The organism is Pseudoalteromonas sp. HL-AS1 (genome assembly GCF_031198785.1).
Lineage (GTDB): Bacteria > Pseudomonadota > Gammaproteobacteria > Enterobacterales > Alteromonadaceae > Pseudoalteromonas > Pseudoalteromonas distincta.
Genome location: NZ_CP133569.1, coordinates 545,406 through 560,461, shown reverse-complemented (window position 1 = coordinate 560,461; position 15,056 = coordinate 545,406). Strand labels below are relative to the sequence as shown.

At 37.6% G+C, this 15,056-nt stretch carries 10 protein-coding genes; 1 reads left to right on the top strand and 9 read right to left on the bottom strand.

Annotated elements, in window-relative coordinates:
* Positions 1-111: 111 nt before the first annotated feature.
* The gene (locus RB214_RS02505; RefSeq protein WP_309168282.1) at positions 112-2,127 is read left to right on the top strand and encodes a methyl-accepting chemotaxis protein; all 2,016 of its coding nucleotides are present in this window, start codon (positions 112-114) and stop codon (positions 2,125-2,127) included.
* A 239-nt stretch (positions 2,128-2,366) separates the two neighbouring features.
* Here RB214_RS02505 and RB214_RS02500 read toward each other — a convergent pair whose 3' ends face one another.
* From RB214_RS02500 to RB214_RS02460, 9 genes are all read right to left on the bottom strand, one after another.
* Positions 2,367-3,371 (bottom strand): NAD-dependent epimerase, encoded by a 1,005-nt coding sequence (locus RB214_RS02500; protein ID WP_309168281.1) that lies wholly within the window; start codon positions 3,369-3,371, stop codon positions 2,367-2,369.
* Positions 3,372-3,676: 305 nt separating this feature from the next.
* Positions 3,677-4,843 (bottom strand): nucleotide sugar dehydrogenase, encoded by a 1,167-nt coding sequence (locus RB214_RS02495; protein ID WP_309168280.1) that lies wholly within the window; start codon positions 4,841-4,843, stop codon positions 3,677-3,679.
* Between the two features lie 915 nt (positions 4,844-5,758).
* A complete protein-coding gene (locus RB214_RS02490) occupies positions 5,759-6,715 on the bottom strand; it encodes a DHH family phosphoesterase (RefSeq protein ID WP_309168278.1) in 957 nt (318 codons plus the stop codon).
* A gap of 84 nt (positions 6,716-6,799) precedes the next feature.
* On the bottom strand, positions 6,800-7,405 hold the full coding sequence (gene cysC, locus RB214_RS02485; protein ID WP_024596724.1) for an adenylyl-sulfate kinase: 606 nt from the start codon (positions 7,403-7,405) through the stop codon (positions 6,800-6,802).
* Between the two features lie 93 nt (positions 7,406-7,498).
* Positions 7,499-9,229 carry an SLC13 family permease gene (locus RB214_RS02480; RefSeq protein ID WP_309168937.1) on the bottom strand — a complete coding sequence of 577 codons (1,731 nt, stop codon included), beginning with the start codon at positions 9,227-9,229 and terminating at the stop codon, positions 7,499-7,501.
* 75 nt (positions 9,230-9,304) lie between these two features.
* Entirely contained in the window at positions 9,305-10,711 is a 1,407-nt protein-coding gene (gene cysN / locus RB214_RS02475; RefSeq protein ID WP_182724240.1) for a sulfate adenylyltransferase subunit CysN, read from the bottom strand.
* A gap of 93 nt (positions 10,712-10,804) precedes the next feature.
* Positions 10,805-11,713, bottom strand: a complete 909-nt coding sequence (cysD, locus tag RB214_RS02470) for a sulfate adenylyltransferase subunit CysD (protein ID WP_002963147.1) — start codon at positions 11,711-11,713, stop codon at positions 10,805-10,807.
* A 1,228-nt stretch (positions 11,714-12,941) separates the two neighbouring features.
* The gene (locus RB214_RS02465) at positions 12,942-13,811 is read right to left on the bottom strand and encodes a glycosyltransferase family 2 protein (RefSeq protein WP_002962426.1); all 870 of its coding nucleotides are present in this window, start codon (positions 13,809-13,811) and stop codon (positions 12,942-12,944) included.
* A 2-nt stretch (positions 13,812-13,813) separates the two neighbouring features.
* A complete protein-coding gene (locus tag RB214_RS02460; RefSeq protein ID WP_309168276.1) occupies positions 13,814-14,719 on the bottom strand; it encodes a glycosyltransferase in 906 nt (301 codons plus the stop codon).
* Positions 14,720-15,056: the final 337 nt, after the last annotated feature.

The following is a 15,056-nucleotide window of genomic DNA, read 5'->3' as shown; positions in this document are numbered from 1 at the left end:
GATTTATCAATTAATAGTTAAAATTAATTAAAGTAATTGATTTTAATTACTTAACTTATTGGTACAAACGCCGATAAGTCTTAATTGAAGTACTTTTTGAGTGGAAATCTTATGAACCTGACAGTAAGCCAGCGTATTTGGGGTGGTTTTATATTTATCACACTATTATTATTAATAATTGGTGGTAATTCCTTAATAAAAATTGCAAATATTGACCGTTCCACTCAAAAAGTGAACCAACTATCACTCCCAGCATTAAATAAAAGCTCTGAGCTACAAGCCGAATTTATTTTAATGAGTAAAGCCGCTCAAGCGAGCTTTTATACGACATCAGCCAATGAGCTTGCACCAATAAAAGCACAAGTCCTTGAGCAAAAACAGCAATTCAACACGCTGCACCGTGAACTTCAAGACGTAGTAAAAAACGATACTGCACTTAATCAAAGCAGCCAAAATGTAGAAAAAACTTATTTAAGCTTTTTAAGCACCGTTGAAAATTTATTAGAAGACAAAGGCAAGCAACTAGCATTAAATAAAACATTAAAAGCACAATTAGAAAACATAGAACTAAGTGCAGAAGATGCTAACTCTGTTGTACTCGACATTATCGACATTGACGGATTTGAACAAAACCACCCTCGCGCTTATCAAGCTGCAAATAATTTAGAAAACAACTTTATGTCGGTAGTTAGTAACAGCACCGACATGCTAACTGTTAAAACGCTTAACACTCTCGATATTGTTAAGAACGAGCAAACGTATTACCTTGAAGAAGTAGTACGCACCGTTGATTTAATTAAGCCAGCAATAGAGCAAACGCATAGCGACTTATATTCAAGCCTAAAAGAATATGTTGATATTTTAGAAAATAACATAAAGGGCAGTAACAGCTTAGCGGCAAACAAAAAACGTTTAATTGATTCGATTACGCTTACGCAATCAGAGCTTGCACAGTCAGAGCAAGCCACCAAAATGGCACTTAACCAAATTGACGAGCTAGTTAATCAAGCGAGTGACGTTGCGTTTAAATTACAACAAGGTGTGCGCAGCGATGTAGACTCAGCTAATTTATGGACCTGGGTTGGTATGGTTATAGCCACCATTTTAGCAATTGTGATTGCCATTATTACTGTTAGCCGCATTACTAAACCACTTGCCGAAGTTAATCGCATTTTAGATATTGTTGCCAGTGGCGACATGACACAACGTTTAGATGACAGCGCTCAAGACGAGTTTGGCGAACTATCTAAAAGTTGTAATACACTAATTGACAGCCTACGCAGCCTAATTAAAGGTATTATTTCGCGCTCTACTCAGCTTGCAGCAGCATCAGAGCAAACATCAGCCATTACCTCAGAATCAAGCCAAGCAATTCGTAACCAGCAAGCACAAGTTGAACAAGCCGCAACCGCAACAACCGAAATGAGCAGTACATCGCAAACAGTTAGTAACAGCGCTCAACAGGCACTTAGCGAAATTAAAAATGCTGATAAAGAAGCTGAACGCGTTAAAGGTATTTCGAATAACAATAAAGCAACGATTGAACAACTAGCGCGTGAAGTAGACGACGCCTCACAAGTTATTAATAAACTGCATCAAGATAGCGCATCAATTGGCAGCATATTAGATGTAATACGCGGAATAGCGGATCAAACTAACCTACTTGCACTAAATGCCGCAATTGAAGCTGCGCGAGCTGGTGAATACGGCCGAGGCTTTGCTGTTGTAGCTGACGAAGTGCGCTCTCTAGCGAGTAAAACTCAAGAGTCCACCCAAGAGATACAATCAATGATTGAGTCGCTACAAACAGGCGCTGAAGCTGCAGTAACGGCAATGAGCAAAGGTAAGCAACGTGCTGTATCGTGTGTTGAACAAACCGACCTAGCAAGTAGCGCACTTGATTCGATTACATTTGCAGTTTCGCAAGCACACGACGTAAGCGAAGAAATTTCGACTGCCGCACTTGAGCAACAACAAGTAGCACAAGAAATTAGCGAACGCCTTGAGTCGATTGTAGCCATCGCAGAGCAAACAGCCGAAGGCGCAAACCAAACTAATATTTCAAGTTCAGAAGTAGCAAAACTTGCTGAAGAGCTTCGCTTGTCGGTAGACGAATTTAAAGTTTAGGTTTATTAAAATAATTAAAAAACCCCGATTATACAGTTTATCATCGGGGTTTTTGTTTATCTGTACTTTAGAAGCGAGGTATAAAACCTCACCTACAATATATGCACACCCTGTAGGTGCGAATTTACTTCGCGCTTATGCGACTTAGCCTTACCAAAAGCGAGGTATAAAACCTCACCTACAATATACTTCTGTAGGTGCGAATTTACTTCACGCTTATGCAACTGAAAATACTGCTTTTATTTATAAAAATCTTTATACCACTTAACTAATTCGTTAACACCTTGCTTAACGTCAACCTGCGTTTTATAACCTGTTACATTAAATAAATCTGTAGTGTCGGCAAAGGTTTTATAAACATCACCTGCTTGCATTTCACGGAAGTTCTTTTTAGCTTCAGTACCTAACTCAGCCTCAATAGCTTCAATAAACTTCATTAAATTTATTGGGCTCCCGTGACCAATGTTATAAACTGAATAAGGAGCAGAGCTAGATGCTGGCGAGCCAGTTTCTACTCTCCAATCCGGATTCGCAACAGGTATAACATTGGCTGCACGTACAACCCCTTCTACTATGTCGTCTATGTAAGTAAAATCACGCCACATATCGCCGTTGTTGTTTATATCAATCGTGTCGCCGGCAAGTATTTTTTTAGTAAAAATATACGGCGCCATATCAGGGCGACCCCATGGGCCATAAACGGTAAAAAAGCGCAGCCCTGTTGTAGGTAGGCTATACAAGTGAGAATAGCTATGCGCCATTAGCTCATTCGCTTTTTTAGTTGCGGCATAAAACGATACCGGGTGATCAACACTGTCAGTTGTTTCAAACGGTGTTTTTTCGTTTAAGCCATATACAGAGCTCGATGAAGCATAAACCAAGTGTTTAACTTTATTATTACGACACCCTTCAAGCACATTTAAGTGCCCTACTAAGTTAGAGTCTGCATAAGCATCTGGGTTTTCTATTGAATACCTAACACCGGCCTGCGCCGCTAAATGGATTACTTTATCAAACTGCTGTGCTTTAAATAACTCGCTCATTGCTGAGCGTTCACTTATATCAAGCTTAATAAATGTAAACGCTTCATGGCTTTCAAACTGCGCTAAACGAGCTAGTTTTAAATTTACATCGTAATAGTCATTAAGGTTATCAATACCAACGACTACATGGCCGGCCGCTAACAATTTTTGGCATGTTGCCGCACCAATAAAACCAGCAGCACCCGTTACTAAATATTTCATAATTTCCTATGCTTTAAGTAGATAAAGTTGAAAGTTGAAGACTAAAAGCCTAACCCCAAGTTTCAATAGTTTTCATTAAGGCAGATATTATTTTTGATAACTGCCTAGACTCTTCTATCCAAGTCCGTACTTTTACCTCAATGCCTTTAACTTTTAAAGCTATACTTATTTTCTAACGCGCCAGCAAGCAAGGCGCCTACAACAATAACATCGCAATTATACGGCTGAGTCGTAGGCGTGAAGCTTGCTCACGCACAAAAAACACTAATTTCAACTATAAGCCTTTAACCTTTGAACTTTGTTTATTAATCGCTACCAAACAAATCGCGAGTATAAACTTTGTCAGCAATATCACTGAGCTCTTCAACCATACGGTTAGATACAACAACGTCAGATATTTGCTTGAACTCGTTTAAATCTTTAATTACACGAGAGTGATAAAACTCATTTTCTTTAAGTACAGGTTCGTAAACTACAACCTCAATACCTTTCGCTTTAATACGCTTCATAATGCCTTGAATAGCAGAAGCCCTAAAGTTATCAGATCCTGTTTTCATTACTAAGCGATAAACACCAACCACTTTAGGGCTGCGCTTAATTATTGAGTCTGCAATAAAGTCTTTACGTGTGGTATTGGCATCAACAATTGCACCAATAATGTTGTTTGGTACATTTGCATAGTTTGCTCGCAATTGCTTTGTATCTTTTGGCAAGCAGTAGCCACCATAACCAAATGATGGGTTATTGTAATGACCACCAATACGCGGGTCTAAACTAACGCCCTGTATAATCTGTTTAGAGTTCAAGCCATGTGCTTCAGCGTAGCTATCAAGCTCATTAAAATAAGCGACGCGCATTGCTAAGTAAGTATTTGAGAATAACTTAATAGCTTCGGCTTCTGTTGAGTCAGTAAAAAGTACTTCAATATCTTCTTTGATAGCGCCTTGCTTAAGTAAGTTAGCAAATACACTTGCACGCTCACTTTGCTCACCAACAACAATACGCGATGGGTATAGGTTATCGTGTAGCGCTTTACCTTCACGTAAAAACTCCGGTGAAAATATTAAATTACTAATACCCAACGTCTCTTTAATATTTTGCGTAAAACCAACCGGTATAGTCGACTTAATCACCATAACTGCATTTGGGTTATGCGCTATCGCATCTTTAATTACAGCCTCTACAGAGCTTGTATTAAAGTAGTTATTTTCAACATCGTAATCGGTTGGAGTCGCAATAATTACAAAATCAGCGTTTTTGTACGCTGCTACTTTATCAGTCGTGGCTGTAAAATTTAAATCACTGCGTGTTAAAAAATCACTAATTTCAGTATCAACAATAGGCGATTGCTTATTGTTTAAAAGCGCAATTTTGTGTTCGTCTATATCTAATGCAACCACTTCATTGTGTTGTGCTAACAACATAGCATTAGAAAGGCCTACATAGCCTGTACCTACAACGGCAATTTTCATTTTATTCCCTTAATATTTATAGTGTTAATCATTCTAATTTTACTTTATGAGCGTTCACTTAAAAACAATTTTATCACCCACAACACATAGGTACTACATCGAGAAGTTATTAGCACAATAAAAACCCACCCCATAGGTGCAAATTTACTTCGCGCTCATCTAATTTAACTTTACCAAAAGCGAGGTATAAAACCTCACCTACAAAACATTTTTACCACCGCGAACACAGAGGCGCTTCGCGCTACACAGAGAAGTTATTTGATCTTCTCCTTGTCTTCTCGGTGGTGATAATAGTGTCTTAATCACTTTATGAGCATTTAGCCCAAAACAATTTTACCACCGAGAACACAGAGGCGCTTCGCGCTACACAGAGAAGTTATTTGATCTTCTCCTTCACTTCTCCTTGTCTTCTCGGTGGTGATAATAATGTCTTAATCACTTACTCTATAAACAAGCTATAAAACCTCACCTACAAAACATTTTTACCACCGAGAACACAGAGGCGCTTCGCGCTGCACGGAGAAGTTATTAGATCCTCTCCTTCACTTCTCCTTGTCTTCTCGTTGGTGATAATAATGTCTTAATTACTTTATGAGCATTTAGCCCAAAACAATTTTACCACCGAGAACACAGAGGCGCTTCGCGCTACACAGAGAAGTTATTTGATCTTCTCCTTCACTTCTCCTTGTCTTCTCGGTGGTGATAATAATGTCTTAATCACTTACTCTATAAACAAGCTATAAAACCTCACCTACAAAACATTTTTACCACCGAGAACACAGAGGCGCTTCGCGCTGCACGGAGAAGTTATTAGATCTTCTCTTTCACTTCTCTGTACCCTCTGTGTTGATAACTATTACTTATTCACTTTGTGAATTCACTTAATAAATAAGATTTAGAACTCATCTAAATACATTACTTATAGTAACCTACTAGTTCAGTTATAAAATTTGAAAGTTGCGTCTCAGGCAGCTCATTAATTCCAGCAGCAGCGGCTCGTCCACCACCGGTTGCAAACTTACTACATATATCAACAGCTCCCTGCTTATTACTAAGCGGAGCGCGTACGCTAACAGTGTAACTTCCCTTATTATTGCTTGTAACAACACCATGCGCTTTAGTCGGAGCTTGGTTAGCTAAATCATTACCTAATACACCACTAACACGACGCGCCCAAGGCTCATCATCTAATAAAATAACTTTGGCAGTATCACAATCATGCAGAACTTTGGCCCCTGCAGCTTTTTTCATATCAGCTTTATAAGCACGCTCTAAAGTATAGTAAGCAGAGTTTTCATCGTTAATGGCATCAAGCGGCGATTTATATTGCAAAAGTTGCTCGTAAAGATCTTCTGGAGAAAAATGTAAATCAGCAACTTCACTCCCATAACCATTATAATTAATATACGTACCAAATGCTTTTAGCTGCGATTTTTGTAATTCAGTCAGTTTTAACTTATCAGCCTCAGCATCAGCCTTTGCAAATAAATTATCACCATACGCAGCAGTAATTGCCCACAGGTGGAATTGATTATTAAGTAAATCACTCACAATTAAACTGGTGCACATATTTGCATCCAGATCTATATGAGGAAATAAATTTGCGTGATTAGGAATGTCACCTGCTTTGTGATGGTCAACATACATAACTTTAGCGCCAGCCGTTAAAGCATCATGAAGAGCTGGCATATTTTTTTCCATTGAAATATCAAGCACACGAATACAGTCGCCTGATTGTGGTGTTACTTTTTTTAGTAACTGAATATCACGCTTAACCCCAGTTACTTTAACTGTGTCTGTCGGATTAGCGAGTTGTAACTGAAGTAATGCGATAATACCATCAGCATCACCATTAAAAACATCGTATTTCATAATAGTCTCAAAGTCAGAAAACAAAGTACTTTGCTTAACTAAGCGGTTAATCTTTAAATTATTCAGGTATCAAAGTCTGAATACCTATAATTTTATAACTTCTTTTTCTTTTAAATACTGAATAATTTGCTCAACACTTTGTTCAATACTTTGCTGTGCTGTTTTTACATGTAACTCTGGTGATATTGGTACATCAAAAGCAGAGCTAATCCCCGTAAAGTTAGGTATTTCGCCAGCTCTCGCTTTTTTATACAAACCTTTAGGATCGCGGCTTTCGCATACTTCTATTGGAGTATCAATAAACACCTCAATAAACTCACCGTTGGCCATAATACTGCGAGCCTGGGCACGATCTGTAGCAAATGGAGAAATAAATGCTGTCGACACTATTAAGCCAGCATCAACAAATAACTTAGCAACTTCACTAATACGACGAATATTTTCAATACGGTCTTCATCGCTAAATGTGAGCCCTTTATTTAGACCCATACGAACATTGTCACCATCTAACAAATAAGTATGACAACCTAATTCAAATAATTTTGATTCCACCGCATTAGCAATAGTCGATTTACCTGAGCCACTTAATCCCGTATACCAAAGCAAAACCGGCTTATGTCCTTTATGACCTTGCTTTTGTTCTCGTGACACCGTTTGCGTGTGCCATACTATATTTTCATCCTGGCTCATTAATATACCTTACCTTTTATTCTTGTACGGCCCGAGGTAACCCCACACCGACGTAATATAATTTAAAATGTGACACCATAGTCCATTACATGTCTACTTAAACGGAAAAAACACCGGAATACAAACTAAAACAACCACTGCATAAACAACACTGACAGGTAAGCCCATTTTAACAAAGTCATTTAATCTATAGTTACCGGCATTAAAAACCATTAAATTAGTTTGATAACCATAAGGGCTTATAAAGCTTCCACTTGCAGCAAAAGCAACTGTCATAACAAACGGCAATACATCTACTCCAAACCCCAGGGCAATGGTATAACCTATAGGAAACATTAATGCAGCTGCCGCGTTATTAGTCACAAACTCAGTCATTAACCAAGTTGCTATATAAACAAAAATTAAAGCAATATATACATAACTCGGATCGTTATACTGGCCAATAAAATCGCCTAATGTAACTACTACACCAGAATTAACTAAAGCATTTGAAAGCAAAATTGCCGACGAAACAACTAACCAAATATCAACTGGAAAGCGTCTAACCAGCTCATTCGTAGTTAAACTACAAGTGAATAATAACGCTCCGAGTAATAATACTAAACCTTCTAATAAATCTAGAATACCAAAAGCGGCCAGTACAATGATTGAAATAAACCCACCAATAGATAGCCAAGCACGCCACCCATTTATTCTTGATTCAGGCTCAACACCAGAAAGTACTAAAAAGTTTTTATTAATATTGGTTCTTGTTTTGTAATCTTTACCCACCGCTAAGACTAAAAAGTCACCAGAACGAATTACAACATCCCCTAACTTTCCAGAGACCTGCTCACCATCGCGTCTAATTGCAACTACAGCGGCATCAAATAAAGCCCTAAAACCTGTTGTTTTTAAGGTTTTACCAACAATAATACTTTCCTGTCTAACTACTACTTCAGTTAAATTGCTATTTAACGTACCGTTTTTTTCAGCAAAAATCTCTAAGCCTGTAAATTGTCCAAGCTGAAGTAACTTAGTAACTTCGCCACAAAATATAAGCCTATCAGAGCACTGTATAACCTCCGAAGGAGACACGGGGCTAATTAAGTGCCCCTTTCTCACTATTTCAACTAAAAATAATGACTCTAAATGCCTCAAGCCATTAGCTTCAACGGAACGCCCGATAAGCTCAGAGTTTTCAGCAACCTTAGCATCAATAAAATACCCTTCAGAGGTCGCCTTTTTTTGCTCAATACTGGGTAACATATTCGTGCAAAAATACATAACAACACCACAGCAAACAACTAAAATAGCCCCAATTGCTGTGAACGAAAAAAACGACAGTGAACGTCCAGAAGCCTCAATATACATTGAGTTAACAATCAAATTAGTTGACGTTCCTATAAGTGTTAAAGTACCACCTAAAATAGAAGCGTAGGAAAGAGGTAAAAGTAGTTTACTCGAAAAGTGGTGAGGATTATTACGTATAGGAGAAAGTAACGTAGCGACAACAGCTGTATTATTTAAAATAGACGAAAAAAGTGTAGTAACTCCAAATAACCTAAACCAAGTAGAATGGTAACTACTCACAATTATTTTAGATGCTACAACCCTTAACAAACGTGTTTTTTCAAGTGCTAAAGAGCACAATACAAGTAAAATTAAAGTCACTAAACCAGGGTTTGCAATACTTGTTAAAAATTGCTCTTTAGTAACCAAATCACAAGCTATCAAAGCAATAAGTGTCGCTCCAAAAACAGCGACAGGCCTTCCTTGAATAACAATTAATCCAGTAACCGTAAGTGCAAAAATAAAAAGCGTTAGATAAGCATCTAATGGCATAATTATAGTAGCCATCCATAGTTAATAAAACAAAAGTGCGGGCTAAAAAAGCCCGCAATGCTTAGCACGAGCAATCTATCGGATTACTTTTGCATCCCAATGAGGAAAGTGTTTACGAACCAACGCATTAAACTCAACTTCAAAAACAGAGTGTTGGCTTTGCGATTTATTCGTTTTAGCATCCAGAGGCTTACGTATCATCCCAGCACCAACAGTTACGTTAGTTAAGCGATCAATAATAATAAACGCTCCTGTGTGTTTATTAATATCATAAGCATCAAATTGTACAGGTGCTGTTAAAGCAAATTGACAGTTACCAATCTCATTTAAGTTTAGCTGCGACGCTTCTTTTTGCTCTAGCGTATTCACGTCAACTTTATAGTTAACAGCTTCTACGTGGCCAAAAACAGACTTACTGCCAACTTTTATTTCATACTCACGGTCAACTTGTAATGCCTCTTCAGTCATCCAAACCACATCAGCTTCTAAATTAGCAGATGAATGAGGTTTTTGATGAGGGCGCACTAGCATATCGCCACGACTAACATCAATCTCATCTTCAAGCGTTAATGTAATAGCCATACCCGCAGAAGCTTTTTCAAGGTTGCCATCAAAAGTAACTATTGATTTAACTTTACTTTCTTTACCTGAAGGTAATGACGCAACAGTATCCCCCACTCTAATATCGCCAGCAGCTATAGTGCCGCTAAAGCCACGAAAATCTAAATTAGGGCGGTTAACATATTGTACTTGCAGTCTAAATTCATCATTTTTAGCATGCGTCACTGAAACCGTGTTTAAAAGCTTCATTAGCGTAGAACCAGGATACCAAGACATCGCTTCACTTTCATTTACTACGTTATCACCACGCAGTGCCGAAATTGGTACAAAACGTATATCATCAAAAGATAGTTTTTCAGCAAACTCTCGGTAATCTTTTTTAATGTTTTGATAAACAGATTGCTCGTAACCGACTGCATCCATTTTATTAATAGCAATAACTACATTCTTAATCCCTAACAAAGAACAAATATAGCTATGGCGACGTGTTTGAACTTGCACACCATGGCGAGCATCAATCAAAATAATTGCTAAATCACATGTTGAAGCGCCCGTTGCCATATTACGAGTATATTGCTCATGCCCTGGCGTATCAGCAATAATAAATTTACGTTGATCCGTTGCAAAGTATCTATATGCAACATCAATTGTAATACCTTGCTCACGCTCCGACTGAAGGCCATCAACTAAAAGCGCTAAGTCAAAATCGTTGTCTGTAGTGTTAAAGCGTTTTGAATCTTTTTCGATAGCAGCCATCTGATCTTCAAAGATCATTTTGCTGTCGTAAAGTAAGCGGCCAATTAACGTTGATTTACCATCATCTACACTGCCGCAGGTTAAAATACGCAGCATATCTTTGTTTTCGTGTACTTTTAAATAAGCTTCAATATCGGTTGCAAGTAAGTTTGTATCTTGTGACATAATTTTCTCTGAAATTTGGTTCGTAATAGGTTAATAACAAGTAGTTATTTATAATTTAGTAATAACTTGTCTCTTAAAGCTTCTAACGTATGGTTAGAAATAACCTTCCATTTTTTTCTTTTCCATAGAACCAGCTGAATCGTTATCGATTACTCTGCCTTGGCGCTCTGACGTAGTACAAAGCAGCATTTCTTGGATAATTTCAGGTAATGTTTGAGCCACAGACTCAACAGCACCAGTTAATGGATAACAACCCAATGTTCTAAAGCGAACCATTTTTTGCTGAACTTCTTCGCCTTTTTCAAGCTCCATTCGCTCATCATCAACCATAATTAATGTGCCATCACGCTCAACAACAGGACGCTCTTGTGCAAAATATAATGACGGAATTTCAATACCTTCAAGGTAAATATATTGCCAAATATCTAACTCAGTCCAATTGCTAAGTGGAAATACGCGAATGCTTTCACCTTTATCGACTTTGCTGTTATAAACATTCCAAAGTTCTGGGCGTTGGTTTTTAGGATCCCAACGATGGTTTTTATCACGGAATGAATAAACACGCTCTTTAGCACGAGATTTTTCTTCATCGCGACGAGCACCACCAAATGCAGCATCAAAACCATTCATATCAAGGGCTTGCTTTAAACCTTGAGTTTTCATAATGTCAGTATGTTTAGCACTACCATGAACAAATGGGCTAATCCCCATTTCTAAACCTTCAGGATTTTTATGAACGATTAAATCGAAACCATGCTTTTCAGCCATTTGATCTCTAAACTGAATCATTTCTTTAAATTTCCAGTTTGTATCTACGTGCATTAACGGAAAAGGTATTTTACCTGGATAAAAAGCTTTACGTGCTAAATGTAGTAATACCGAAGAGTCTTTACCAACAGAGTAAAGCATTACTGGATTATCAAATTCTGCGGCTACTTCACGCATTATATGAATTGATTCGGCTTCGAGGGCCTTAAGGTGAGTTAACTTTTCTTCATTCATAACGTTTGTTTATATCCTAAATTATCAAAATCCATCCAAGCCAATTATTAAAATATTATTTGGCTAAACTAAAACTATTATGCGTACTAGTTTAAATATTATAAACACCGCATTCAATGCGCAAGTATGCGTTCATAGTACTATATTCTTCACTAAGGTGCTGAGTGCTTCATCAAGAAAGTAAATAATCCTTATTTACTCTATAAGCGAGGTATAAAACCTCACCTACAAAACATTTTTACCACCGAGAACACAGATGCGCTTCGCGCTACACAGAGAAGTTATTAGCTCTTCTCTTTCACTTCTCTGTGGTGATAATAATGTCTTAATTACTTTATGAGCGAGGTATAAAACCTCACCTACAAAACAACTTTACCACCGAGGGCACAGAGGCGCTGCGCGCTACACAGAGAAGTTATTAGATCCTCTCTTTCACTTCTCTGTATTCTCTGTGGTGATAATAATGTCTTAATTACTTTATGAGCATTTAGCCCAAAACAATTTTACCACCGAGGGCACCGAGGCCCTTCGCGCTACACAGAGAAGTTATTAGATCTTCTCTTTCACTTCTCTTTCACTTCTCTTTCACTTCTCCTTGTCTTCTCGGTGGTGATAATAATGTCTTAATTACTTACACTTTAAGCGAGGTATAAAACCTCACCTACAAAACATTTTTACCACCGAGAACACAGAGGCGCTTCGCGCTACACAGAGAAGTTATTAGCTCTTCTCTTTCACTTCTCTGTGTTCTCTGTGTTCTCTGTGGTGATAATAATGTCTTAATCACTTTATGAGCATTTAGCCCAAAACATTTTTACCACCGAGAACACTGAGGCGCTTCGCGCTACACAGAGAAGTTATTAGCTCTTCTCTTTCACTTCTCTGTGGTGATAATAATGTCTTAATCACTTACTCTATAAGCGAGGTATAAAACTTCACCTACAAAACATTTTTACCACCGAGAACACTGAGGCGCTTCGCGCTACACGGAGAAGTTATTAGCTCTTCTCTTTCACTTCTCTGTGTTCTCGGTGGTGATAATAATGTCTTAATTACTTACTCTATAAACAAGCTATAAAACCTCACCTACAAAACATTTTTACCACCGAGAACACTGAGGCGCTTCGCGCTACAAAGAGAAGGTAAATCACTTCTCCCTTTCTTCTCAGTGGTGGTAGTTACTCATTTTATGAGTGATTACAAAACCTATATAGTCGCTCTTTTTATACTATTTCCAATGTTTATCATAAGAGCCTTTTCTACCTAGCAATCCATCGTAAATACCTTTGAGCATAAACCCAAAGCGCTTACGTCTATTTTTTTGCATAACAGAATTTAAAAAAAAGCGAATTGGCATAAAAAACAAACACCTTACTTTCCAATAATTTGGAACGTAAGCCCTGCGGCTCAACAATAAAATATTTCTAAACTGATAATACAGCCTAATTGGGGCACCAACTTTATAAGTTATACCCACAAACTTACTGCGTGAGTCTCCTAAACGATGAACCATTTCTATATTTTTGGCTTTAGCAATATCAAACCCCATACTTCGAGCACGCCAACACCATTCATGGTCAACCCCATCAATAAATAAAGATTCGTCTTTTAAACCTATATGATCAAGAGCGCTTAAATCTATCATCATCCCTGAAGCAATAATTTGAGTAACACCGACTAGGTCGTCGTATTCAAACACCTCTTTTTGAACCATAGGGTTTACTTTTTTATCTGAAAAACTACAACGAATTCTAGGGCCAATAGCAACTACATTTTGCTTCACTTTAGTAGATGCCTTAAGCAAGCTGCTTAAATTGAAAACCATATCAGTAGGTATTAAGCTGTCTTGGTCAAGTAAAATGGCATACTCACACCCTGCTTTTAAAAGATAAATAAGCCCAGCATTATGCGCATGCGCAATACCCGAGTTATCAGCAAGATGAATATAATGGTAATGACTAATTACTTTTGTGAAATCGTGAGGGGTTGGGCTATTATCAACTATAACCACTTCTTCTGTTTGCCCATATAAACGCGTTAATAATCGTTCTGTTAACGCTAGGTCGGGCTTATAAACAACTAAAACTGCACCAATCATAATTAATTGTGTTTATTTAAGCCCAATATAAAGCGGTCGGCTTTATATGCAACTTTTATAATCCATGAAGGCATCATTCGTAATACTAATACAAATAACGCATAACAATAATTTTGTAACGACTTTTGCTTAAGGGAATCCATAGCTAAAAGCCTAGCTTTAAATTCATTTACCGACTTACCTCTACCACGGCGCTTATAAAAACCATTTATGCGCCTAAAATGAAGTAATGGCTCTTTTACATTCGCAAATTTGCAGCCATCTTTTGCCAGTGCTATCCATAAAAAATAGTCTTGAGTGTTAAGCATATTAGTTAAATACCTATGCCCACGTGCAAATACACTATACCTAATAGCAACCGTAGGGTGGTTTATAGGGCAACGACGCGAAAAAGCGCAAATTAATTTAGAATGAGTAAGGGGTAACCTACGTATACCAGCTCTGTTACCTTGTTCGTCTACTTCCCACAAAGCAGAGCCAAGCACATCAACATCTTGATGCTTATTTAGTAAAGTAACTTGTTTTTCAAAACGGTGAGGTACGCAAATATCATCGGCATCCATTCTAAAAAAGTATTCTGGATTTAGTGGTAAGGTTGAATCGATAATGTAGTTCATGCATGTGCTTAACCCTTTATTTTTTAGGCCATGCACTAGCGCTAAATTTGAGTGTTGTTTTTCTATTTTAGTTAAGTAAATAGCAATATCGTCTGCTACTTCACCATCGAGCACAATCATAAATAAATCAGCAGGTAAAGTTTGGTTTAAAACACTTTCAACTGCTTGTTTTACCCACTCTAGCCGGTCGTTGATATAAACAGACATACCACAAACAACACTTACGCTACTTGCAATTGGGTAAGTAGACTGCAATATAAACTGATTATTAGTTGCCGAAATTGGGATCATACTCTCTCTATAAAAAGATAAAACAACTCAAACAAACAGTCATTTACAAACTAGAAGCAATTCTAGCTTACTTTAATTAAGCACACAAAAAAACATAACGAATAATAACGCTAGTTTTACTTTTTATTAACTACCTAAAAGGCTTAATCGCAAAGTTTTCACGTCTACGGGTTAAATTAGGATTATATGCAGTATCACAAACTATGATGTCAGCCCATGTAGCTTGCAAATAAGCAAGTACAGCATTACGTGCAATAACCAGCTTTATGAATTCCACCCACAGTACCTAGATACAAATTAGGTAGCGTAATTAAACACCTTAATTTTTGAATGCCAG